Source organism: Pseudomonas sp. F-14 TE3482 (assembly GCF_053629455.1).
This window is the reverse complement of record NZ_JBRJII010000001.1, coordinates 1,295,647-1,319,935: the sequence shown is the minus strand read 5'-3', so window position 1 is coordinate 1,319,935 and position 24,289 is coordinate 1,295,647. Positions and strand designations below refer to the sequence as shown.

The window sequence follows — 24,289 nt, the reverse complement described above, 5'->3', positions numbered from 1 at the left end:
CGGCAGCTCCTACGCCGGATGACATCTGTAGGAGCTGCCGAAGGCTGCGATCTTTTTGGCAATCACTCAGTGTCGATACATGTGCCAGAAGCCGCCTTTACCCTCACCCTCCGTATCCCCGGGCTTTTTGTCCATTTTGTAGCCATACATTGGCTTGCCTTTATAAGCCCATTGCATCGTGCCGTCGTCACGCTTGATCGGTGTCCAGTCACCTGTGGGCTTGGCATCCATCGGCGCCATCAAAGGTGGCCAATTCGTCGCACACTCACCCATGCACATCGACTTGCCCTCCTTGTCTTTGTCAAACGTGTACAAGGTCATGCCCTTGTGGTCGACCATCATGCCGTCTTTCATCATGGCCGGGTCTGCCGCGAAGGCCAGGGACGGCAGCGTTAGCGCAGCCGTGACCAGCAGGGCCTTCCAGGATTGCGCAATGTAATTCATGGAAACCTTCCTCTTGTGGTTGTCAGGATTCGGACTTAGAGCTTAGTTCAGGATCACGACAATCGCAGGACGGCTAAAATACTGTCACACGACTGCAATAATTCCGTTATCTAATGCGGCGCAAGACAGTTAAATGACAAGAGGATTAACGCATGGTTGGCAGGAGCATTCTGATCGTCGACGACGAAGCGCCCATTCGCGAAATGATCGCCGTTGCGTTGGAAATGGCCGGCTATGACTGCCTGGAGGCGGAGAACTCGCAGCAGGCCCATGCCATTATCGTCGACCGTAAGCCGGACCTTATTTTGCTCGACTGGATGCTGCCCGGCACTTCCGGTATCGAACTGGCCCGCCGCCTCAAGCGCGATGAGCTGACCGGGGATATCCCGATCATCATGCTCACCGCCAAGGGCGAAGAGGACAACAAAATCCAGGGTCTGGAAGTCGGCGCTGATGACTACATCACCAAACCGTTTTCCCCGCGAGAGCTGGTGGCGCGCCTGAAAGCCGTGCTGCGCCGCGCCGGTCCGACCGATGGCGAAGCGCCGATCGAAGTTGGCGGCCTGCTGCTGGACCCAATCAGCCACCGCGTGACCATCGACGGCAAACCCGCCGAGATGGGCCCGACCGAATACCGTTTGCTGCAATTTTTCATGACCCACCAGGAACGTGCCTACACCCGCGGGCAGTTGCTGGACCAGGTCTGGGGCGGCAATGTCTATGTCGAAGAACGCACCGTCGACGTGCACATCCGTCGCCTGCGCAAAGCCCTCGGCGATGCCTATGAAAATCTGGTACAAACCGTGCGCGGCACCGGCTACCGGTTTTCCACCAAGGCCTGAGCCGATCGCCAGACTCGCTGACAAGGACGCATATTTTCCGTGAACCAAAACTGGCATGGCACCCTGATTCGCCACATGCTGTTGCTGGTCACCGCCTGCCTGGTGATCGGTCTGATTTCCGGCTACTACGGCTGGAGCCTCGCCGTGGGCCTGGGCCTTTACCTGGCCTGGACCCTCAAGCAATTGCTGCGCCTGCATGAATGGCTGCGCCTGCACAAACCCGATGAAGCACCGCCCGATGGCTATGGCCTGTGGGGCGAAGTGTTCGACAGCATTTACCACCTGCAACGCCGCGACCAACGGGTGCGCGGACGCCTGCAAGCGGTGATCGACCGGGTCCAGGAATCCACCGCTGCGCTGAAAGACGCGGTAATCATGCTCGACAGCGACGGCAACCTGGAATGGTGGAACCGCGCCGCCGAAACCTTGCTTGGCCTCAAGACCCCCCAGGACAGCGGCCAGCCCGTGACCAATCTGGTGCGCCATCCGCGCTTCAAGGAATACTTCGAGCAGGACAGCTACGCCGAGCCGCTGGAAATCCCTTCGCCAATCAATGATCGCCTGCGCATTCAGCTGTACATCACTCGCTACGGCAACAACGAACACTTGATGCTGGTGCGTGACGTGACGCGTATCCATCAGCTGGAACAGATGCGCAAAGACTTCATCGCCAACGTGTCCCATGAGCTGCGCACACCGCTGACGGTGATCTGCGGCTACCTGGAAACGCTGCTCGACAACGTCGAGGAAGTGAACCCACGCTGGACCCGCGCCCTGCAGCAGATGCAACAGCAAGGCGGACGCATGCAGACTTTGCTTAACGATTTGCTGCTACTGGCCAAACTGGAAGCCACCGATTACCCGTCGGACAACCAACCGGTGGCCGTCGACAGCCTGCTGCAATCGATCAAGGGCGACGCTCAGCAACTGTCCGGTCAACGCAATCAGCACATCACCCTGGAAGCCGATCCGACGATTCTGCTCAAGGGTAGCGAAGCAGAATTGCGTAGCGCGTTTTCCAACCTGGTGTTCAACGCAGTGAAGTACACACCGGCCGAGGGCAATATCCGCATTCGCTGGTGGGGTGACGATCAAGGCGCACACCTGAGCGTGCAGGATTCGGGGATCGGCATCGACAGCAAACACTTGCCGCGCCTGACTGAACGCTTCTATCGCGTCGACTCCAGTCGCAACTCCAACACCGGCGGCACCGGGCTGGGGCTGGCCATCGTCAAACATGTGTTGCTGCGCCACCGGGCACGTATGGAGATCAGCAGTGTGCCGGGCCACGGCAGCACGTTTACCTGCCATTTTGCGCCAGCCCAAGTGACAAAATCCCGGGTCATCAGTGCCGCCGATTGATACCGGCCAGCACCCGCCACTAGGCAATTACCCGGTCAGCCGCTACATTGGCTGACTTGTGCCTGCCCTTCAGGCGCACTTTTTTCTTTCCTTTCGAATACACGGAACCCGCAAAACTCCATCATGGACCCTTCCCCTGGCTTGACCCTCGCAACAATATTCGCCGATTTCGGCATGATTCTTTTTGCTCTGATCCTGGTTTTGCTCAACGGCTTTTTCGTTGCGGCGGAATTTGCCATGGTCAAATTGCGCTCGACCCGAGTCGAAGCCATCGCTGAAAAGCACGGTTGGCGCGGGCATATCCTGCGTACCGTGCACAGTCAGCTCGATGCTTATCTCTCGGCCTGCCAATTGGGTATCACCCTCGCCTCGCTGGGGCTGGGCTGGGTCGGCGAACCCGCGTTCGCGCACCTTCTGGCACCCGTGCTGAGTGCCGTGGGCGTGGATTCCGCTGAGGTGGTGAAGGCCGTTTCGTTCTTCACGGCGTTCTTCATCATTTCGTACCTGCACATCGTGGTCGGCGAACTGGCCCCGAAATCCTGGGCCATCCGCAAACCCGAGCTGCTGTCGCTCTGGACGGCGGTGCCGCTGTACCTGTTCTACTGGGCCATGTACCCGGCCATCTACCTGCTCAACGCCAGCGCCAACCAAATCCTGCGCATTGCCGGGCAAGGTGAACCCGGCCCGCATCACGAGCACCATTACAGCCGTGAAGAATTGAAACTGATCCTGCACTCCAGCCGTGGCCAGGACCCGAGCGACCAAGGCATGCGCGTGTTGGCCTCGGCAGTGGAAATGGGCGAGCTGGAAGTGGTCGACTGGGCCAACTCCCGGGAAGACCTGGTCACGCTGGAGTTCAACGCGCCGCTCAAGGAAATTCTGGCGATGTTCCGTCGCCACAAGTTCAGCCGCTACCCGGTGTATGACAGCGAGCGCCAGGAGTTCGTCGGCCTGCTGCACATCAAGGATTTGCTGCTGGAACTGGCCGCGCTGGATCACATTCCCGAGTCGTTCAACCTCGCCGAACTGACCCGGCCGCTGGAGCGCGTGTCGCGCCACATGCCGCTGTCGCAGTTGCTGGAACAATTCCGCAAGGGCGGTTCGCATTTCGCTCTGGTCGAGGAAGCCGACGGCAACATCATCGGCTACCTGACCATGGAAGACGTGCTGGAAGTGTTGGTGGGCGACATTCAGGACGAACACCGCAAGGCCGAACGCGGGATCCTCGCGTATCAACCGGGCAAACTGCTGGTGCGGGGCGATACGCCGCTGTTCAAGGTTGAACGCCTGCTGGGCATCGATCTGGACCACATCGAAGCGGAAACCCTCGCCGGGCTGGTCTACGAAACCCTGAAACGGGTGCCGGAAGAGGAAGAAGTGCTGGAAGTCGAAGGCTTGCGGATCATCATCAAGAAGATGAAAGGGCCGAAGATCATTTTGGCGAAGGTGTTGATGCTGGATTGATGCACTGATTCAGATCCGCGTCGATCCCTTCGCGGGCAAGCCCGCTCCCACAAGGACTTGCGCTGGGCCTGTGGGAGCGGGCTTGCCCGCGATGGCGTTGGGTCAGGCAACCCATCACTGCTTGCCCAACGCAAAATTGGGCAACGCGCCTACCGGTTGATTGAACTGGTACGGAATCGATACCAACCCCAACCCGGTATTGCGCTGCACCACGAAGTGCAGGTGCGGGCCGCTGCTGTTGCCGGTATTGCCTGACAGCGCCAGCGCACTGCCCACCACCACACGCTGACCTTCCCGTACGCTGACCGAACCTTTCTTGAGGTGCAGGTACACGCCCATGGTCCCGTCATCGTGCAATACCCGCACGAAATTGCCCGACGGATCGTTGCCGCGCCCGGTCTGGCCATTCTCGGTTTTCACCACCATCCCGCCGCGCGCCGCGATGATCGGCGTGCCTTCGGGCATGGCGATGTCCATCGCATAACGGTTCTTCGGCCCATAGTGGCTGTATTGGCCATTGGCGCCCTGACTCAGCCGAAACGGCCCACCGCGCCAGGGTAATGGATATCGATAGGCCATGGCGGCCCCTGCGGGGTCGCCCAGGGAATATTCGAACTTCGGGGTATACGCCAGCGGCCTTCCGGCCTTCGTCGCCTTGAGCAGCGCCAGACGAATGCTGCTGCGTGCCGGCATGACCCGACGAATCGGTCGGCTCGGCGCGCCGCTGACATTGTTCAGCCCGGAAAAACTCAGCTCGATCTCGACCGGCGCATACAGATCGTTGCGCACGAACACACTGTCCATGCCCCTCTGCTTCTTGATGTCGAGGTATACCTGCCGCTCAAGGCGCTCGACCATCCGGTCGCGAAAAACGAACACCTTCGCGCCTTTGCTGGGGCGGTCGCTGTAAGAGACCACGCCACTGGCGTCGGTGGACCGGTAAATCGTCATGGCCACAGCCGAGGTGGAGGCCATGAACAGACCACAGAAAAACAGCAGGCGCGCGAGCATGGGCAAGATTCTGTCGAGTAAGGCCTGGAAAGGAGCCTAGCAGCTGAAATGGACCAGCGTTGTCGACAGATGTTTCAAAATGGGCGGTTCAGGGGATGCGCGGTGAATTCGATGGCCCCTTCGCGGGCAAGCCTCGCTCCCACAGGTAAACGGTGAACCTGTAGGAGCGAGGCTTGCCCGCGAAGGCGTACGAGAAGGCGACGCCGGGCTTATGCGCCCGGTACGAAATGCTTCTGCGCAGTGCCACGGGCGATCAGGCGGGAGATGTAGTCGAGCTTCTGCGCATCCTGGTCGACAAAGCGGAAAGTCAGTTGCAGCCATTCGCTGTCAGGTTTCGGCTCGAAGGCGACGATGGCATGCAGGTAGCCGTTGAGCCGGGCGATTTCAGCGTTGTCGCCCTGCTCCAGGTCGAGCACGGCGCTGTCGAGGACTTGCGGCAGCGTGTCGGTGCGTTTCACCACCAGCAGCGCTTCCTTGATGCTCAAGGCCTTGATCACGCATTGCTGAGTGCCGCTCGGCAGGCGCAGTTGGCCTTGGCCACGACCGCCGGCTGATGCTGCGGAGGCAGCAGGCGCCTTTACCGGCGGGCTGTTAAGCAAGCCGCGAGACGGTGCGGCAGCCGGGGCTGGCGCGGCGGCGGCAGGTTTGGCGAATGGGTTGACCGGTGCCGCCGATGGCGTGACCACCGCTGCCTTGCCGCCAGTAAGGGCGCTGAGGGAGTCGTTGCCGAACGCCGAGTTCATTTTGGTCGGCGCGCTGTTCATCAAGGTGTCGAGCTTGCCGACCTTGTTCAGTGCCTGCTTGACCTTGGTCAGCAGTTGCTCGTTGGTGAACGGCTTGCTGACATAGCCAGAAACTCCGGCCTGAATCGCCTGGACGACGTTCTCTTTGTCGCCACGGCTGGTGACCATCACGAACGGCATGGTCTTGAGGTTGTCCTGCTCGCGGCACCAGGTCAGCAGTTCCAGACCGGACATTTCCGGCATTTCCCAGTCGCACAGAACCAGGTCGAATGCTTCTTTGGCCAGCATGGCCTGGGCCTTTTTGCCGTTGACTGCATCTTCGGTCCGGATCCCCGGGAAGTAGTTGCGCAGGCACTTCTTCACCAGGTCACGAATGAACGACGCATCGTCCACGACCAACACACTGATCTTGCTCATCCAACACCCCTTTAAAAATCCCGGCAAGCATAACGCTGGCTGATGGCACTTTGCCAAAACTCTTCAGTCACGCCGGGACTTTTCGTTCGCGGGTGCTGCTTTTCTACTCGGCTTTTCAATACGAAGGCCACGCAAACAAAAACGCCCGGCCAAAAGGCCGGGCGCTTTTCTTGGGCAAACTTACTTATCGTCAGCTTTGCCCGGAACATTAGCGGTTTCGGCACTTGTGCCTTCAACTTCTTCCTTCATGCGCTTGAGGCCCAAGTGACGCACATCGGTGCCGCGCACCAGGTAAATCACCAGTTCCGAGATGTTGCGCGCGTGGTCACCGATTCGCTCCAGCGAACGCAGCACCCAGATAATGCTCAAGACCCGCGAGATAGAGCGCGGGTCTTCCATCATGTAGGTGGCGAGTTCACGCAGTGCGGTCTTGTACTCGCGGTCGATGATCTTGTCGTACTGCGCCACCGACAACGCCAGGTCGGCGTCGAAACGGGCAAACGCGTCCAGCGCATCGCGAACCATGTTGCGCACCTGGTCGCCGATGTGGCGAACCTCGACGTAACCGCGCGGTGCTTCGCCTTCTTCGCACAACTGAATGGCACGGCGAGCAATCTTGGTGGCTTCGTCGCCGATGCGCTCCAGGTCGATCACCGATTTGGAGATGCTGATGATCAAACGCAAGTCCGACGCCGCCGGTTGGCGACGGGCCAGAATGCGCAGGCATTCTTCGTCGATGTTGCGTTCCATCTGGTTGATCTGGTCGTCGATCTCACGCACTTGCTGGGCCAGGCCGGAGTCGGCCTCAATCAGCGCGGTGACCGCGTCATTGACCTGCTTTTCCACCAGCCCGCCCATGGCCAGGAGGTGGCTGCGCACTTCCTCGAGCTCAGCGTTGAACTGCGCGGAGATGTGATGGGTAAGGCCTTCTTTACTAATCATGTTGGCGTCCTTGGAGCGTCCGGTAAGGTGCGGTGGACCGCAGCGTCAGTTCAGTGAGCAACAACAGCTTCCTAGCCGTAACGACCGGTAATGTAGTCTTCGGTCTGCTTCTTCGCCGGATTGGTGAACAGAGTGTCGGTGTCGCCGAATTCCACCAGTTTGCCCATGTACATGAACGCCGTGTAGTCGGAAACCCGCGCGGCCTGTTGCATGTTGTGGGTCACGATAACAATGGTGAACTTGGATTTCAGTTCGTAGATCAGCTCTTCGACTTTCAGCGTGGAGATCGGGTCGAGTGCCGAGCATGGTTCGTCGAGCAGCAGTACTTCCGGCTCCACGGCGATGGTGCGGGCAATCACCAGACGTTGCTGCTGACCACCGGACAGGCCGAGTGCCGACTCGTGCAGACGGTCTTTGACCTCATCCCACAGCGCCGCGCCTTTCAACGCCCACTCGACGGCTTCGTCGAGGATGCGTTTCTTGTTGATGCCCTGGATGCGCAGACCGTAAACCACGTTTTCGTAGATGGTTTTCGGGAACGGGTTAGGCTTCTGGAACACCATGCCGACCCGGCGACGCAACTCGGCCACATCCTCGCCCTTGCGGTAGATGTTGTTGCCGTAGAGGTTGATCGCGCCGTCGACGCGGCAGCCATCCACCAGGTCGTTCATGCGGTTGAAGGTGCGCAGCAGCGTGGACTTGCCGCAGCCGGACGGACCGATGAAGGCGGTCACGCGCTGTTTCGGGATGTTCATGCTGACGTCGAACAGCGCCTGTTTGTCGCCATAGAACAGGCTCAGGCCCGGTACTTCGATGGCCACGGTTTCCTGCTCGAGGCTCAGGCTCTGTTTGTCGCGGCCCAGGGCCGACATGTTGATGCCGTGAGTATGTGCTTCGTGCTGCATGGGAGGCTCCCTGTGCTAACAAATTCGGTTCGTTGAACCGCTGGCTTGGTGTTCGGGCCAGCGGCTTACTCAAAATCTCTGTCTGGCGCCGGTCCCTGTGGGAGCTGGCTTGCCTGCGATGGCATCACTGCGGTGCCTCTGATACACCGCGTTGTTCGCATCGCAGGCAAGCCAGCTCCCACAGGTGACCGCGCCTGCCTGACTTAGCTATCCAGCGCTTTGTATTTTTCGCGCAGATGGTTACGGATATAAACCGCCGACAAGTTGAGCGTGGCGATCACCAGCACCAGCAGCAATGCGGTGGCATAGACCAGTGGCCGTGCGGCTTCGACGTTCGGGCTCTGGAAGCCGACGTCATAAATGTGGAAGCCCAAGTGCATGATCTTCTGGTCCAGGTGCAAGTACGGGTAGTTGCCATCCAGCGGCAGCGATGGCGCCAGTTTCACCACACCCACCAGCATCAGCGGCGCCACTTCACCGGCGGCCCGGGCCACGGCGAGGATCATGCCGGTCATCATCGCCGGGCTGGCCATTGGCAGCACGATCTTCCACAAAGTTTCGGCCTTGGTCGCGCCAAGGGCCAGCGAGCCTTCGCGAACGGTGCGAGGAATCCGCGCCAGGCCTTCTTCGGTGGCCACGATCACCACCGGCACGGCCAGCAGGGCCAGGGTCAGCGAGGCCCAAAGCAGGCCCGGCGTACCGAAGGTCGGCGCCGGCAGTGCTTCAGGGAAGAACAACCGGTCGACCGAACCGCCGAGCACGTAGACGAAGAAGCCCAGACCGAACACGCCGTAAACGATGGCCGGAACACCCGCCAGGTTGTTCACCGCAATACGGATCAGCCGGGTCATCGGCCCCTGACGTGCATATTCACGCAGGTAAACCGCCGCCAGCACGCCGAACGGCGTCACGATCATCGCCATGATCAGGGTCATCATCACGGTGCCGAAAATCGCCGGGAAAATCCCGCCTTCGGTGTTGGCTTCACGCGGGTCGTCACTGAGGAATTCCCAGACCTTGCTGAAGTAGAAGCCGATCTTGGTGAAGGTGCCCATGGCGTTCGGCTGGTAGGCGTGAACCACTTTGCCAATGCCGATTTCGACTTCTTTACCGTTGGCATCGCGAGCGGTCAGGCTATCGCGGTTGAACTGCGCGTGCAGGTCGTTCAGACGCGCTTCGATGTCCTGATAACGGGCATTCAGCTCGGCGCGCTCGGACTCCAGATCCGCTTGCGCGGCAGCGTCGAGACGGCCGGCCAATTCCAGTTTGCGACCGTGCAGACGCACACGTTCGAGACCGGCGTTGATCGCGCCGATGTCAACCTTTTCCAGGGTCTTGAGCTGTGCGGCGAGCTGATTGACACGATCGACACGCGCCTGCAACTCAGGCCATGCGGCCTCGCCTTCAGCGATGACCTTGCCATCCTGTTTGACGTTGACCAGGTAGCCGTAGAAATTGCCCCATTCGCGACGCTCGATGGCCATCAGCTCAGGCGGCGTCTTCTGGTTGGTCAGCCACTCGCCGACAATCCAGGTGAAGTCGGTGCCGTTCAGATCACGGTTGCCGACCTTGATCAGCTCGCGGGTCATGAACTCCGGGCCTTGATCGGGCACCGGCAGGCCAGCGCTTTTCAGGCGCTCGCGTGGCACTTCTTCCTTCTGCACCACTTCGCCGATGACGAGGTGATTGGCCTGGCCCGGCACGTCGTAACTGGCGTGTATCAGGTCCGCCGGCCAAAAGTGACCCAGGCCGCGCACGGCAATCACCGCCAGCAGGCCAATGGTCATGATGACCGCAATGGACACCGCGCCGCCGCTGATCCAGACGCCGGGGGCGCCGCTCTTGAACCATCCATTCAGGGAGTTCTGTTTCACAGACTTCTACCTTTCTTAAAGCGACGAGTATTTCTTGCGCAGACGCTGACGAATCAGTTCCGCGAGGGTGTTCATGACGAAGGTGAACAACAGCAGTACCAGCGCAGAGAGGAACAGCACGCGGTAGTGGCTGCCGCCGACTTCCGACTCAGGCATTTCCACCGCAACGTTGGCCGCCAGGGTGCGCAGGCCTTCGAACAGGTTCATTTCCATGACCGGGGTGTTACCGGTGGCCATCAGCACGATCATGGTTTCACCCACCGCGCGGCCCATGCCGATCATCAGCGCCGAGAAAATACCCGGGCTGGCGGTGAGAATCACCACGCGGGTCATGGTCTGCCACGGCGTGGCGCCGAGGGCCAGGGAGCCCAGGGTCAGGCCCCGAGGCACGCTGAACACGGCGTCTTCGGCGATGGAGTAGATGTTCGGAATGACCGCGAAGCCCATGGCCAGACCGACCACCAACGCGTTGCGCTGGTCGTAGGTGATGCCCAGGTCGTGGGAGATCCACATGCGCATGTCGCCGCCGAAGAACCAGGTTTCCATGTACGGGCTCATGTACAGCGACAACCAGCCCACAAACAGAATCACCGGGATCAGGATCGCGCTTTCCCAGCCGTCCGGCACTTTCAGGCGGATGGACTCAGGCAGGCGACTGAAGACGAAACCCGCCACCAGAATGCCGATCGGCAGGAGCATCAGCAGGCTGAAAATGCCGGGCAAATGCCCTTCCACATACGGCGCCAGGAACAGGCCGGCGAAGAAGCCGAGGATCACCGTCGGCATCGCTTCCATCAGCTCGATCACCGGTTTGACCTTGCGACGCATGCCCGGGGCCATGAAGTACGCGGTGTAGATCGCGGCGGCAACGGCCAGTGGCGCGGCCAACAGCATCGCGTAGAACGCAGCTTTCAGGGTACCGAAGGTCAGCGGCGAGAGGCTCAGCTTGGGCTCGAAGTCGGTGTTGGCCGCGGTCGATTGCCAGACGTATTTAGGCTCGTCGTAGTTCTCGTACCAGACCTTGCTCCACAACGCGCTCCACGAGACTTCCGGGTGCGGGTTGTCGAGCAGCAACGGTTGCAGCTTGCCGCCCTGCTCCACGATCACGCGGTTGGCCCGTGGCGACATGCCGAAAAGGCCTTGGCCGTCGACCACCTGATCCACCAGCAAAGTGCGGTGAGCGGTGCTGTGGAACACGCCCAGTTTGCCGGACGCATCGAGGGCAACGAAGCCTTTACGACGTTCTTCAGCGGTGATTTCAACGATCGGCGCAGTGCCCATCTGGAAAGTACGAATCTGCTTCAGACGCTGCTCGCCATCCGGGTCGCGAGCCATGAACCATTGGGCCAGACCACCCTTGGAGTCACCGACGATCAGCGAGATGCCGCCCAGCAATTGGGTAATAGCGGTGACTTCGGTATTGCCGTCTTCAAGCAATTTGTAGCGCCCGTTAAGGCTCTTGTCGCGCAGACTGAAAACATCGGCCTGAGCGCGGCCATTGACCACGTACAACCACTGCTGACGCGGGTCGACGAAGATGTTCTTCACCGGCTCGGTCATTTGCGGCAGCTCAATGCGCTTGTGCTCGTTGGTGACTTCGCCGGTCATCATGTTTTCTTCGCTGGTCAGCGACAGGACATGCAACTGCGCACCGGTGGAGCCGGCCAGCAGCAGGGTCGAATCGGCAGCGTTGAGGCTGACGTGCTCCAGAGCGCCGCCCGCCTCGTTCAGCACGATTGGCGTTTCGCCGTACGGGTATTCAATGGCCGGCGAGATGGTTTTCTTGCCTTCCGGGTAGCTGACTTTATAGGTGTGACGGAACACCAGCGCCTGACCGTTGGACAAACCCACGGCCACTAATGGCTGGCCAGGTTGATCCTCACCAATGGAGGTCACGCTGGTGCCGGCCGGAATCGGCAGGTCGACGCGGCGCAGCTCAGTGCCCGTGTCGATATCAAAGAACAATGCCTGGCCCTTGTCGGAAACCCGCATGGCGACCTGGTTCTGTTCTTCGAGGGAGATCATCAGCGGCTTGCCGGCGTCTTGCATCCAGGCGGGCGTGATGGCGTCTTTGGCGGTCAGGTCGGCCCCCTGGAACAGCGGCGCGACGACGTAACCGAGGAAGAAAAAGATCAGGGTGATCGCGGCAAGAACGGCGAGGCCGCCGACGAGGACGTACCAGCGGGTCAGGCGATCTTTCAGCGCACGAATACGGCGCTTGCGTTGCAGCTCAGGCGTATTGAAGTCAATTCGCTTGGGGGGATTTGTAGTCATGGTGGAGTTGGCCAGATCATTCATGCGCACACCCTAGCGATCCTGTATGACAGAAAGATGACAATGCAGTGACGCAACAAATCCGCCGCCAGCGGTAACTGGCAGTGGATCGAAAATTTGAGAGGGCCGGGTTGCCAGCATGGCAACCCTGAGCCTTTGTAGGAGCGAAGCTTGCTCGCGAAGGGATCGCCTCGGTTCTCCCTTGAAAAATCCCTTCGCGGGCAAGCCTCGCTCCTACACAGGTCCGGGTTTAGCCCGGACCTAGGGTTTTACTTTTTTGCGACGTTACCGCCTTCTTGCAGACCCAGGTCAGCCAGTGCTTTTGCAGCAACCTTGGCTGGCAGCGGGATGTAGCCGTCTTTCACAACCACTTCCTGACCCTGTTTGGACAGAATCAGTTTCACGAACTCGGCTTCCAGCGGGGCCAGAGGCTTGTTCGGAGCCTTGTTGACGTAAACGTAGAGGAAACGCGACAGCGGATACTTGCCGTTCAGGGCGTTTTCTTCAGTGTCTTCAACGAACTCGGTGCTGCCTTTCTTGGCCAGGGCCACGGTCTTCACGCTGGCGGTCTTGTAGCCGATGCCCGAGTAACCCACGCCGTTCAGCGAGGAGCTGATCGACTGCACGACCGAAGCCGAGCCTGGTTGTTCGTTGACGTTTGGCTTGAAGTCGCCTTTGCACAGGGCTTCTTCCTTGAAGTAGCCGTAAGTGCCGGATACCGAGTTACGACCGAACAGTTGCACTGGCTTGTTGGCCAGGTCGCCGGTCACACCCAGATCGCCCCAGGTTTTCACATCGGTTTTACCGCCGCACAGACGTGTCGAGGAGAAGATCGCATCGACCTGTTCCATGGTCAGGTGCTGGATCGGGTTATCTTTGTGTACGAACACCGCCAAGGCATCCACAGCAACCGGGATAGCGGTTGGCTTGTAGCCGTACTTGGTTTCGAAGGCTTGCAGTTCGTTGTCCTTCATCTTGCGGCTCATCGGGCCCAGGTTAGCGGTGCCTTCAGTCAACGCAGGTGGCGCGGTAGAGGAACCGGCAGCCTGAATCTGGATGTTTACGTTCGGGTATTCTTTTTTGTAGTTCTCAGCCCACAGGGTCATGAGGTTGGCCAGGGTATCGGAGCCGACGCTGGACAGGTTGCCCGACACACCAGTGGTCTTGGTGTAGCTCGGGATCGACGGGTCAACAGCGGCAACCGCGTTGGCAGTCGCAACGCCAGCAGCGACAAAAGTCATTGCCGCCATCAAACGCTTCAGTTTCATGCCTTACTCCTAGCAGATAGGTGTGTTAGTCGGGGCCAAGTATCAGCAGGCCGTGTGAACACTCTATGGCTGAAATATGACAATTGGATGAAAGGCCAGCATCTAGCGATAGATCGTTCCCACGCTCTGCGCGGGAACGATCAGTGCAAAGAGTCGGCTTAGCGACCCTTCTTCCAGAGATAGGCCCCCACCAGAATCCCGACGACACACAGCACCGCCACGTAATAGGCAGGCCCCATCGGGCTTTCCTTGAGCAGCAGGCTGACGATCATCGGCGTCAGGCCACCGAAAATGGCGTAGGCGACGTTGTAGGAAAACGACAGGCCACTGAAGCGCACCACGGGCGGGAATGCCTTGACCATGACATAGGGGACCGCACCGATGGTGCCCACCAGCAAGCCTGTTATGGCGTACATCGGGAACAGCCAGTCGGGATGCTCAGCCAGGCTGTGGTAGAAGGTCCAGGAGCTGGCCAGCAACGCGGCGCAGCCGAACACGAATACTCGTCCCGCGCCGAAACGATCTGCCAGGGCGCCGGCAATGATGCAACCAATGCTCAGCAGCACTATCGCCACGCTATTGGACTGCAGGGCGGTGGTTGGCGCGAAGTGATAGACCGTCTGCAATACGGTCGGGGTCATCAGGATCAACACCACGATGGCGGCGGACAGCAGCCAGGTCAGCAGCATGGAAATCAGAATCGCACCGCGATGGTCGCGCAACACGGCGCGCAGCGGCACTTCTTCGGCCAGCGCTTTGCGTAATTGCAGTTCGGCAAACACTGGGGTTTCGTGGAGCCAGCGACGCAGGTAGACCGAGAACAGGCCAAACACGCCACCCAGCAGGAACGGGATCCGCCAGGCGTAATCCGACACTTCCACCGGCGTGTAAATGCTGTTGATTGCGGTAGCGACCAACGAGCCCAAAAGAATACCGGCAGTCAGACCGCTGGTCAGCGTGCCGCAGGCATAACCAATGTGACGCTGCGGCACGTGTTCGGAAACGAATACCCAGGCCCCCGGCACTTCACCGCCAATCGCCGCGCCCTGAATTACCCGCATCAGCAGCAACAGGATCGGCGCCCACATACCTATCTGCGCATAAGTTGGCAGCAAGCCCATGATCAGGGTCGGGACTGCCATCATGAAAATGCTCAAGGTGAACATCTCCTTGCGCCCCAGCAGATCACCGAAGTGCGCCATGACGATGCCGCCCAATGGCCGTGCCAGGTAGCCGGCGGCGAAGATGCCGAACGTCTGCATCAGGCGCAGCCACTCGGGCATGTCGGCGGGAAAGAACAGTTTGCCGACCACCGTGGCAAAGAACACAAAGATGATGAAGTCGTAAAACTCCAGCGCGCCACCCAGGGCAGACAGCGATAACGTCTTATAGTCGTTGCGGGTCAGCGGGCGTGCGGATTGGCTGGGCTGCGCGATGCTCGAGGGCGCTGTGGTCATGGCAAGGGCTTCTCTTATAGTCGGATCTGCAACCTCAACAACGCTGGCGGAGGCTTGGGCAGGTTCGGCACGATAGCAAATTGTTCGAAAAAGCACATAGAGGCGCGTATTTGACGGTCAAAATGAGAACCGGACGGTCGTCGTGGAGTCTACCGATCGATATACTCCCAATATTGCAACGGCTTGTAAGGGGTTGCTGTGCGAAACCGTTGTTGGCCTCCACCAGCCGATTTCGCAGAGTTTCCCTTTAGGCGCCTTACGAAAAACGTGACGAACGTAGTATGTTCGGGGCTGAATCGTTTTTCTTGAAGACGGCTATTCACCTGAAAGACCAACGTAGAGTCACGGGTCAGAGGCACCCCCGGCATGATAGAGCTCGAACAAGAAGATCCAATCCCGCAAGGCGACCTGGCCTTGCAAATCACCGCGCTTCCGCGCGAAACCAACGGCTTTGGCGATATTTTCGGCGGCTGGCTGGTGGCGCAGATGGATTTGGCCGGTACCGCAATGGCCAGCAAGGTTGCCGGCGGGCGGGTAGCCACCGTTGCGATCGACCGCATGGCATTCCTGGTGCCGGTGGCGGTGGGCGCGCAGCTCTCCTTTTATACCCAGGCCCTGGAAATCGGCCGCAGCTCGATTCAGATGATGGTCGAGGTCTGGAGCGACGATCCACTGTCCAGCGAATGGCGTAAAGTGACCGAAGCCGTCTTCGTGTTCGTCGCCATCGATGGCAGCGGCCGCACTCGCTCGGTTCCGCCTAGAGCCCGTTAAACCGAAGCTCGTAAAAACCGGAGCCCGTAAAAAAAGTGGGCGTTAAACCCGGCGACCGTTTTGCGGTCCATTGCAGTCCTGTTCCTGATCGAGAGTTGCCCCATGAGCACGCCCAACGTTGAAGCCGTGAAACTGGATGAACTGAACTGCTGGCGCATCCGCCACGGTCAGGCCGAATTGCTGGTGGCCCAACAAGGCGCGCACATTCTCAGTTATCAACGGGCTGGCGAGCCACCGTTGATCTGGCTCAACGACGAGGCGGTGTTCAAGGCCGGCAAAAGCATCCGCGCTGGCGTGCCGGTGTGCTGGCCGTGGTTCGGTAACCTGTCGCGCAACCCGCAGAGTGTCCAGGCCATGCGCGTCAGCCAGGAACCGCCGACCGCCCACGGGCTGGTGCGGGCGATGGACTGGGAACTGGTTGGCATCGAAACCGAGGGCGAAAGCCTGAAGGTGGAATTCAATCTGCCCTACCCCGAAGGCGGCCTGCCAGGCTGGCCGCATCAAGTGGACTTGAAGCTGAGCATTCGTCTGGATGAGCAGTTGCACATCAGCCTGACCAGCGAAAACAAGGGCGCTGAAAATGTCACCATCAGCCAGGCATTGCACAGCTATTTCGCGGTCAGCGATGTGCGCAACGTACATGTCGAAGGGCTGGATGGCTTGAGCTATATCGAAACCCTGGACGACTGGAAAACCGTCACCCAGACCGGTGAACTGCATTTTACCGGCGAGACCGACCGCATCTATCTCAATACCCCGCCGAAGCTGAGCATCGTTGACCCGCACTGGGAACGACGCATCGAACTGACCAGCAGCGGTTCGCGCTCTGCAGTGATCTGGAACCCCTGGATCGACCGCGCGGCAGCATTCAGCGACATGGCCGACGATGGCTGGCAGCGCATGCTGTGCATTGAAACGGCGAATGTGATGGGGGATGTGGTGACACTGGCACCGGGGGCAAGTCATACCTTGGGCGTCAGTGTCGGCGCAAAAACGCTCTAAGCCATACCGCAATGAAATGTGGGAGCCAGCCTGCTGGCGATGGCGTCGTGTCAGTCAACTTGAAAGTATCTGACGGACCGCTATCGCCAGCAGGCTGGCTCCCACAGTTATTCGGTGGCTGCTAGAGATCAGACTCCTGCACCACCCGCACCTGCGCCGCATCCAGCGCATACGCCGCATCCGCCAAGTCGTTGTTGACCGTCTCGATCTTCAGCGTGCCGGTCACCCACAGCGGTGTGTAGATATCGTTCAGCTTCAAGCCTTTGGGATAACGCACCAACACCAATTGATTAGGTGGTGGCGGCGGCACGTGGATGCAAGCGCCCGGATACGGCACAAGGAAGAACAGTGTGCTGTGGCCCTTGGCGTCGGATTCCAGCGGTACCGGGTAACCGCCAATGCGGATGTGCTTGTCGTTCATCGACGGCACGGTTTTGGTCGAGTACATCACCGCTGGCAAGCCCTTGCTCTGCTTCATGCCACCCTTTTGGGTAAAGGTGCCGTTAGCTTCCGGTGAGTTGTGATCGATTTCGGGCATGGCCTCGAGGGCCTTCTGGTCCGACTTGGGCATCAGTTCAAGCCAGTCGGTTTCCGGCAGTTCGCCGGCATGGGCCAAACCACTGCCCAGGAAGAGAAGAGTCAACAGAAGACGGCGCATGAAAGTGCTCAGTAGGGATAGGACAGTGTCACGCCGAGCATTCTAGCCCTCTCGACGTGCGCAGCCGAGAGGGATTCGTCGCTTGAATCAGTTCTTTTTAATCAGGCCGTAGATCACCAGCAATACCACCGCGCCCACCAGCGCACCGATGAAACCTGCGCCTTCGCCAGCGTGGTAAATGCCCAAGGCCTGGCCGCCGTAAGTGGCTGCCAGCGAACCGCCGATACCGAGCAGGATGGTCATGATCCAGCCCATGCTGTCATCACCCGGTTTCAGGAACCGTGCGATCAGGCCGACGATCAAGCCGATAAAGATGGTTCCGATAATTCCCATGGCATTTCCCTCTGATTAATTGGCTATAGCCTAGACAGACTTTGGCATCCTGCCATCAGAGAACGGCGGCCCCTGAAGGTTCCGCCGCTGCCACATGAAACTATTCGGCGATCAGCGCTTCGACCTTGAGGATCTGCGCAGCCAGCGTCTCACGGTCTGCACAGCGCAGACTGGCGTGACCGACCTTGCGGCCGGCCTTGAAAGCCTTGCCGTAGTGATGCAAATGGCAGTCGTCGATCGCGATCACTTTTTCTACTGGCGGCACGACACCGATGAAGTTGAGCATCGCGCTCTCGCCGACCTTGGCCGTCGAACCCAGCGGCAGACCGGCAACGGCCCGCAGGTGGTTTTCGAACTGGCTGCACTCGGCGCCTTCGGTGGTCCAGTGCCCGGAGTTGTGTACGCGCGGGGCGATTTCGTTGGCCTTGAGGCCGCCGTCGACTTCGAAGAACTCGAACGCCATCACGCCGACGTACTCCAGCTGCTTGAGTACGCGACTGGAGTAGTCTTCAGCCAACGCTTGCAGCGGGTGATCGGTGCTGGCCACGGACAGCTTGAGAATGCCGCTGTCGTGGGTGTTGTGAACCAGTGGATAGAACCTGGTTTCGCCATCGCGAGCACGCACGGCAATCAGCGAGACTTCGCCAGTGAATGGCACGAAGCCTTCCAGCAGGCAGGCGACGCTGCCCAGCTCGGCGAAGGTGCCGATCACGTCTTCAGGCTTGCGCAGGACTTTCTGGCCCTTGCCGTCGTAACCCAGGGTGCGGGTTTTCAGCACGGCCGGCAGACCGATCGAAGCCACGGCGGCGTCCAGGTCGGCTTGCGACTGGATGTCGGCGAACGCGGGCGTCGGAATCCCCAGGTCCTTGAACATGCTCTTTTCGAACCAGCGATCACGAGCGATGCGCAAGGCTTCGGCGCTCGGGTACACCGGGACGAATTGCGACAGAAAAGCCACGGTTTCGGCCGGGACGCTTTCGAACTCGAAGGTCACCAGGTCGACTTCATCGGCCAGTTGACGCAGGTGATCCTGATCGCCGTAATCGGCCCGCAGGTGTTCGCCCAACGCGGCTGCGCAAGCGTCTGGCGCCGGGTCGAGGAAAGCGAAATTCATGCCCAGCGGAGTGCCCGCCAGCGCCAACATGCGACCCAACTGGCCGCCACCGATTACACCGATTTTCATCGTCAACAACCTCAGGCGATGCGTGGGTCTGGATTGTCCAGGACGCTGTCTGTCTGCTCAGCGCGGAATTTCTTCAACACGGTATGAAATTGCGGATGCTTGGCGCCCAGGATGCTCGCCGAGAGCAACGCTGCGTTGATCGCGCCGGCTTTGCCGATGGCCAGGGTGGCGACCGGAATGCCTGCAGGCATTTGCACGATAGACAGCAGCGAATCGACGCCCGAGAGCATCGACGACTGTACGGGTACGCCCAGCACCGGCAGGTGGGTCTTGGCCGCACACATACCTGGCAGGTGGGCCGCGCCACCGGCACCGGCGATGATCACCTCGATGCCACGGGCCTCGGCCTCTTCGGCATACTGGAACAGCAGGTCCGGGGTGCGGTGGGCAGAGACCACTTTCACCTCGTAAGGGATGCCGAGCTTTTCCAGCATATCGGCGGTGTGGCTAAGGGTGGACCAATCGGACTTGGAGCCCATGATCACGCCAACCAGTGCACTCATCGTCGTGCCTCTTCTCTCTGGGCGCCCGCAGGCGCGTCAAAAAACAACAAGCCACGCAGAAATGCGTGGCTTGATTGTACGAAAAATGGCCGGACGAACCGGCCGAAGGCCGCGCAGTATACCTCAATGAAGCAGATAAACAGCCCCCGATACGACCATCTGTCATACGGCGCAAAGTGCCGGTTTTATTGACCTGAAGGTCAATCAAATCCACCACAAATCCCTGTGGGAGCTGGCTTGCCTGCGATGAGGCCGGCATAGCAAACAATGATGTTACCTGACACGCCGCAATCGCGGGCAAGCCCGCTCCCACAGGGTTTTCATTGTTCTCAGGAACCCGTTGTGCCTTGGGCCGTGCTGCCCTCCAGTTTGCGCCAGAGCAACCGCACGTTGGCCTTACGCACCAATGCGCAGCGGTACAGACGGATCTCCAGTGGCACATGCCATTGCGGGCCCCCGCAGACGACTAACTCACCGCGAGCCAGTTCAGCGCGCACGCTCAGTTGCGGTACCCAGGCGATGCCAAGGCCTTCCAGCGCCATGCTTTTCAGGCTGTCAGCCATGGCGGTTTCGTAAATAGTGGTGAATCGCAGCGCCCGCTGGCGCAACAGCATGTTCACCGAACGTCCAAGAAACGCACCGGCGCTATAGGCCAATAGCGGCACGCTGGCCTCGCCTTCCAGGTCGAACAACGGTTTGCCATCGGCATCGGCGGCGCAGACCGGGAGCATTTCGGTGTCCCCCAAGTGCAGCGACGGGAAAATCTCCGGGTCCATTTGCATGGCCGCATCCGGGTCATAAAACGCCAGCATCAAATCGCAGCCGCCTTCGCGCAATGCATGCACCGCATCGCCAACGTTAGTGGCCACCAGTCGCGTGGCAATGTTCAGCCCTTCATTGCGCAACTGCGCGATCCAGCGCGGGAAGAAACCCAGTGCCAGAGAGTGAGCGGCAGCAACCTGCATCACCTCGCCCTGCCCGCCTTCCAGGTGATGAAGGTGGCGCAGCACTTCACCCAGCTGTTCGACCACAGTTCGCGCGGTAACGAGAAACAGCTGCCCCGCCGCTGTCAGCTCGACCGGCGTGCGGGAGCGATTCACCAGGGTCAGCCCCAGCGCGGCTTCGAGGCTGCGGATCCGTCGGCTGAATGCCGGCTGAGTCACGAAGCGTCGTTCAGCTGCCTGGGAGAAGCTGCGAGTGGCGGCCAGAGCACTGAAGTCCTCGAGCCATTTACTTTCCAGATTCATCACGCCCTCCCGGACACGCACCAATTTAGGTCACACGCTCGCCGCACACGCGGCGTCACACGGGCATTATGCCGAATGTGCATAGGCTAGTGTTTAACAGCATTGGCCCAAAATTCTTCACAAGCCTAGCATTTGCAGTGTTCCGGCACAGACCGGGTCCATATCGAGATGATTTCTATCATGTCCTCCGCTGCATCTTTCCGCACAGAAAAAGACCTGCTTGGCGTACTCGAAGTACCTGCTCAAGCGTATTACGGCATCCAGACCCTGCGAGCGGTGAACAACTTCCGCCTCTCTGGCGTTCCGATTTCGCATTACCCGAAACTGGTTGTCGGTCTGGCAATGGTCAAGCAGGCCGCCGCTGACGCCAACCGCGAGTTGGGTCACCTGAGCGAAGCCAAGCACGCTGCTATCAGCGAAGCTTGTGCCCGATTGATCCGCGGCGATTTCCACGAAGAGTTCGTGGTGGACATGATTCAAGGCGGCGCTGGCACTTCGACCAACATGAATGCCAACGAAGTCATCGCCAACATCGCGCTGGAGGCCATGGGCCACAGCAAGGGCGAATACCAGTACCTGCACCCGAACAACGACGTCAACATGGCGCAGTCGACCAACGACGCCTACCCGACCGCGATCCGTCTGGGCCTGCTGCTGGGTCACGATGCGCTGCTGGCCAGCCTCGACAGCCTGATCCAGTCGTTCGCCGCCAAAGGTGAAGAATTCAGCCACGTTCTGAAGATGGGTCGTACCCAGCTGCAAGACGCCGTGCCGATGACCCTGGGCCAGGAATTCCGCGCCTTCGCCACCACATTGGGCGAAGACCTGGCACGCTTGAAGACTCTGGCGCCAGAGCTGCTGACCGAAGTGAACCTGGGCGGCACCGCGATCGGCACCGGCATCAACGCCGACCCGCGCTACCAGCACCTGGCCGTGCAACGCCTGGCGACCATCAGCGGTCACCCACTGGTGCCAGCCGCCGACCTGATCGAAGCCACCTCCGACATGGGCGCCTTCGTGCTGTTCTCCGGCATGCTCAAGCGCACCGCGGTCAAGCTGTCGAAGATCTGCAACGACCTGCGTCTGCTGTCCAGCGGCCCACGCACCGGCATCAACGAAATCAACCTGCCAGCGCGCCAGCCAGGCAGCTCGATCATGCCAGGCAAGGTCAACCCGGTAATCCCGGAAGCCGTGAACCAGGTGGCGTTCCAGATCATCGGCAACGACCTGGCCCTGACCATCGCGGCCGAAGGCGGCCAGCTGCAACTGAACGTGATGGAGCCGCTGATCGCTTTCAAGATCTTCGACTCGATCCGCCTGCTGCAGCGCGCCATGGACATGCTGCGCGAGCACTGCATCGTCGGCATCACCGCCAACGAAGAGCGCTGCCGTGAACTGGTCGAACACTCGATCGGCCTGGTTACAGCACTGAACCCGTACATCGGCTATGAAAACGCCACTCGCATTGCCCGTATCGCGCTTGAAAGCGGCCGCGGCGTGCTGGAACTGGTGCGCGAAGAAGGCTTGCTCGACGAAGAAATGCTCGCCGACATCCTGCGCCCGGAAAACATGATTGCTCCGCGTCTGGTGCCTCTGAAGGCTTGACCAAACGCCGGCTCTTTTGAAGAGCACGCTCACCAGGTCGAGGGACTAGACACCTCTCACCTTTTGAGGGCTTGGGGATTTATTCCCTCAAGCCCTTTTTTTTAACCCTTTTGCGGATTTTCTAATATGCTGAATGCTTTCAGTTCCGCCAAGATCGCAGCCTTCGGCAGCTCCTACCGGGTTTGAGACCCCCCTGTAGAGGCTACCGAAGGCTGCGATTTTTTGATTTTGCAGCACTCTCGTTTCATCGCTTGCACCACAACCGTGCAGACGGAAGGCACTCTCCTATGTATAGTGCCGGCCCTCTTCGCGTGAGCGGTCGTCGGTAACGAGGCCCAAACCCATGCGAAACCCGAACTAATAAAACCCGCGATATGGAACCGGAACGAACCTCGATCCACTTGTTGTGCCACGCGCAAGCCGGTGTAACGCGATGTGTCGGTCCACCATTATCTGCACACACAAAAAATAGCGAGGAATAATCCATGCTCGAAGTCATCAACGACTTCCTCTCAGGGAAAGTACTGATCGTGCTCATTGTCGGGCTCGGTAGCTACTTCACGATCCGCTCGCGTTTCGTTCAGTTCCGCCATTTCTTTCACATGTTCGCGGTGTTCCGCGACAGCCTCAAAAGCAGCGCTGGCCAGCTCAGTTCCTTCCAGGCCCTGATGCTCAGCCTGGCCGGCCGTGTCGGTGCGGGCAACATCGCAGGTGTCGGCATCGCCGTGACCCTTGGTGGGCCCGGTGCAGTGTTCTGGATGTGGGTGACCGCGCTGGTCGGCATGTCCAGCAGCTTCTTCGAATGCTCCCTCGGCCAGCTCTACAAGCGCTGCGACTCCGAAGGCCAGTTCCGTGGCGGCCCGTCCTTTTACATTCAACACGGCCTGCAGAAACGCTGGTTGGGCATGATCATGGCGTTCCTGCTGCTGATCACCTTCGGCTTCGCCTTCAACGGCCTGCAAGCCCACGCCGTCACCCACTCGCTGAACAATGCCTTCGGCTTCGACACCACGTACACCGGGCTGGCACTGGCGGTATTGCTGGGTCTGGTGTTCATCGGCGGCATCAAGCGGATCGCCAAGGTCGCTGACCTGCTGGTACCGGTGAAAACCCTGGCGTACATCGGCGTGACCCTCTACGTGATCGTGCTGCAGTTCGACCACGTTCCGGGCATGTTGATGACCATCGTCAAAAGCGCCTTCGGTCTGGACCAGGCGTTCGGCGGCCTGATCGGCAGCGCCATCGTCATGGGCGTGAAGCGCGGCGTGTTCGCCAACGAAGCGGGCCTGGGCAGTGCGCCGAACGTGGCCGCTGTGGCCTCGGTCGAGCACCCGGTGTCCCAAGGCGTGGTTCAGGCGTTCAGCGTGTTCCTCGACACCTTCGTGATCTGCACCTGCACCGCGTTGCTGATCCTGCTGTCGGGCTTCTACACCCCGGGCTTCGAAGGCGACGGCATTGCCCTGACCCAGAACTCCCTGGCTGCCGTAGTCGGTGACTGGGGCCGGATCTTCATTTCGGTGGCCCTGTCGTTGTTCGTGTTCACCTCGATCCTCTACAACTACTACCTGGGCGAGAACAACCTGCGCTTCATGATGGGTGAAAACCGCAAGGCGCTGATCGGCTACCGCGCACTGGTACTGGTATTGATCTTCTGGGGTGCCATCGAAAACCTCGGCACCGTGTTCGCCTTCGCCGACATCACCATGACGATGCTGGCGTTCGTGAACCTGATCGCGCTGTTCCTGCTGTTCAAGGTCGGCATGCGCATCCTGCGTGACTACGATGATCAGCGCGCTGCCGGCATCAAGACCCCGGTGTTCGATTCGAGCAAATTCCCGGATCTGGACCTGGACCTGAAAGCCTGGCCGGCCAATCCGACAGCCGCCGCGCCTACGGCCGCCGCCGAGCCGCAAGGCGTGACCGCAGCGCAACGCTGATCGGTAAAAAACCGGGCGCATCCCCTGCGCCCGGCGTGACACAGCTT

21 protein-coding genes are annotated in these 24,289 nt (G+C 59.9%); 7 read left to right on the top strand and 14 right to left on the bottom strand.

All coding sequences use genetic code 11. The features are described from left to right. Positions 1 to 66 precede the first annotated feature (66 nt). On the bottom strand, positions 67 to 444 hold the full coding sequence (locus tag AB7M26_RS05800) for a COG4315 family predicted lipoprotein (protein ID WP_123500835.1): 378 nt from the start codon (positions 442 to 444) through the stop codon (positions 67 to 69). Positions 445 to 596: 152 nt separating this feature from the next. Between AB7M26_RS05800 and phoB the strand changes: the two genes are divergently transcribed. From phoB to AB7M26_RS05785, 3 genes are all read left to right on the top strand, one after another. Continuing rightward, positions 597 to 1,286: a phosphate regulon transcriptional regulator PhoB gene (gene phoB / locus AB7M26_RS05795; RefSeq protein WP_007896474.1), complete on the top strand. Its 690-nt coding sequence runs from the start codon at positions 597 to 599 to the stop codon at positions 1,284 to 1,286. Positions 1,287 to 1,361: 75 nt separating this feature from the next. Further along, positions 1,362 to 2,648 (top strand): phosphate regulon sensor histidine kinase PhoR, encoded by a 1,287-nt coding sequence (phoR, locus tag AB7M26_RS05790; RefSeq protein WP_259698718.1) that lies wholly within the window; start codon positions 1,362 to 1,364, stop codon positions 2,646 to 2,648. A gap of 123 nt (positions 2,649 to 2,771) precedes the next feature. Beyond that, complete coding sequence (locus AB7M26_RS05785; protein ID WP_095632861.1) at positions 2,772 to 4,112, top strand: hemolysin family protein; 1,341 nt, start codon at positions 2,772 to 2,774, stop codon at positions 4,110 to 4,112. Positions 4,113 to 4,226: 114 nt separating this feature from the next. Here the strand turns inward: AB7M26_RS05785 and AB7M26_RS05780 are convergent, their stop codons facing one another. From AB7M26_RS05780 to AB7M26_RS05745, 8 genes are all read right to left on the bottom strand, one after another. After that, positions 4,227 to 5,123, bottom strand: coding sequence for a peptidoglycan DD-metalloendopeptidase family protein (locus tag AB7M26_RS05780; protein WP_123500839.1), 897 nt, complete (start codon positions 5,121 to 5,123; stop codon positions 4,227 to 4,229). A gap of 209 nt (positions 5,124 to 5,332) precedes the next feature. Continuing rightward, positions 5,333 to 6,283 (bottom strand): response regulator, encoded by a 951-nt coding sequence (locus AB7M26_RS05775; protein ID WP_123500841.1) that lies wholly within the window; start codon positions 6,281 to 6,283, stop codon positions 5,333 to 5,335. A 180-nt stretch (positions 6,284 to 6,463) separates the two neighbouring features. Beyond that, positions 6,464 to 7,225, bottom strand: a complete 762-nt coding sequence (gene phoU / locus AB7M26_RS05770) for a phosphate signaling complex protein PhoU (RefSeq protein ID WP_007896483.1) — start codon at positions 7,223 to 7,225, stop codon at positions 6,464 to 6,466. 71 nt (positions 7,226 to 7,296) lie between these two features. Then, a complete protein-coding gene (gene pstB / locus AB7M26_RS05765; protein WP_095052363.1) occupies positions 7,297 to 8,130 on the bottom strand; it encodes a phosphate ABC transporter ATP-binding protein PstB in 834 nt (277 codons plus the stop codon). A gap of 203 nt (positions 8,131 to 8,333) precedes the next feature. After that, positions 8,334 to 10,004, bottom strand: a complete 1,671-nt coding sequence (gene pstA / locus AB7M26_RS05760; RefSeq protein WP_063342079.1) for a phosphate ABC transporter permease PstA — start codon at positions 10,002 to 10,004, stop codon at positions 8,334 to 8,336. Positions 10,005 to 10,019: 15 nt separating this feature from the next. Beyond that, positions 10,020 to 12,053, bottom strand: a complete 2,034-nt coding sequence (locus tag AB7M26_RS05755) for an ABC transporter permease subunit (protein ID WP_429389003.1) — start codon at positions 12,051 to 12,053, stop codon at positions 10,020 to 10,022. A 494-nt stretch (positions 12,054 to 12,547) separates the two neighbouring features. Then, positions 12,548 to 13,546 (bottom strand): phosphate ABC transporter substrate-binding protein PstS, encoded by a 999-nt coding sequence (locus AB7M26_RS05750; protein WP_007896487.1) that lies wholly within the window; start codon positions 13,544 to 13,546, stop codon positions 12,548 to 12,550. Positions 13,547 to 13,704: 158 nt separating this feature from the next. Further along, complete coding sequence (locus tag AB7M26_RS05745) at positions 13,705 to 15,003, bottom strand: MFS transporter (RefSeq protein WP_429388289.1); 1,299 nt, start codon at positions 15,001 to 15,003, stop codon at positions 13,705 to 13,707. A gap of 366 nt (positions 15,004 to 15,369) precedes the next feature. Between AB7M26_RS05745 and AB7M26_RS05740 the strand changes: the two genes are divergently transcribed. Beyond that, positions 15,370 to 15,774 carry an acyl-CoA thioesterase gene (locus AB7M26_RS05740; protein WP_007896491.1) on the top strand — a complete coding sequence of 135 codons (405 nt, stop codon included), beginning with the start codon at positions 15,370 to 15,372 and terminating at the stop codon, positions 15,772 to 15,774. A 102-nt stretch (positions 15,775 to 15,876) separates the two neighbouring features. Continuing rightward, positions 15,877 to 16,776, top strand: coding sequence for a D-hexose-6-phosphate mutarotase (locus AB7M26_RS05735; protein WP_123500847.1), 900 nt, complete (start codon positions 15,877 to 15,879; stop codon positions 16,774 to 16,776). Positions 16,777 to 16,897: 121 nt separating this feature from the next. Here AB7M26_RS05735 and AB7M26_RS05730 read toward each other — a convergent pair whose 3' ends face one another. The 5 genes from AB7M26_RS05730 to AB7M26_RS05710 form a co-directional block, all read right to left on the bottom strand. Beyond that, a complete protein-coding gene (locus tag AB7M26_RS05730; protein WP_123500849.1) occupies positions 16,898 to 17,434 on the bottom strand; it encodes a DUF3299 domain-containing protein in 537 nt (178 codons plus the stop codon). 87 nt (positions 17,435 to 17,521) lie between these two features. Next, positions 17,522 to 17,767, bottom strand: coding sequence for a GlsB/YeaQ/YmgE family stress response membrane protein (locus AB7M26_RS05725; protein WP_123500851.1), 246 nt, complete (start codon positions 17,765 to 17,767; stop codon positions 17,522 to 17,524). 100 nt (positions 17,768 to 17,867) lie between these two features. Beyond that, a complete protein-coding gene (locus AB7M26_RS05720) occupies positions 17,868 to 18,950 on the bottom strand; it encodes a 5-(carboxyamino)imidazole ribonucleotide synthase (RefSeq protein WP_123500853.1) in 1,083 nt (360 codons plus the stop codon). 11 nt (positions 18,951 to 18,961) lie between these two features. Next, on the bottom strand, positions 18,962 to 19,453 hold the full coding sequence (gene purE / locus AB7M26_RS05715; protein WP_003196369.1) for a 5-(carboxyamino)imidazole ribonucleotide mutase: 492 nt from the start codon (positions 19,451 to 19,453) through the stop codon (positions 18,962 to 18,964). 329 nt (positions 19,454 to 19,782) lie between these two features. Next, positions 19,783 to 20,700: a LysR substrate-binding domain-containing protein gene (locus AB7M26_RS05710; protein WP_123500855.1), complete on the bottom strand. Its 918-nt coding sequence runs from the start codon at positions 20,698 to 20,700 to the stop codon at positions 19,783 to 19,785. Positions 20,701 to 20,880: 180 nt separating this feature from the next. Here AB7M26_RS05710 and aspA point away from each other — a divergent pair, with 180 nt between their 5' ends. Both aspA and AB7M26_RS05700 read left to right on the top strand, forming a co-directional pair. After that, positions 20,881 to 22,305, top strand: a complete 1,425-nt coding sequence (gene aspA, locus AB7M26_RS05705; RefSeq protein ID WP_095632848.1) for an aspartate ammonia-lyase — start codon at positions 20,881 to 20,883, stop codon at positions 22,303 to 22,305. Between the two features lie 485 nt (positions 22,306 to 22,790). Then, the gene (locus AB7M26_RS05700) at positions 22,791 to 24,242 is read left to right on the top strand and encodes an alanine/glycine:cation symporter family protein (protein WP_123500857.1); all 1,452 of its coding nucleotides are present in this window, start codon (positions 22,791 to 22,793) and stop codon (positions 24,240 to 24,242) included. Positions 24,243 to 24,289 lie beyond the last annotated feature (47 nt).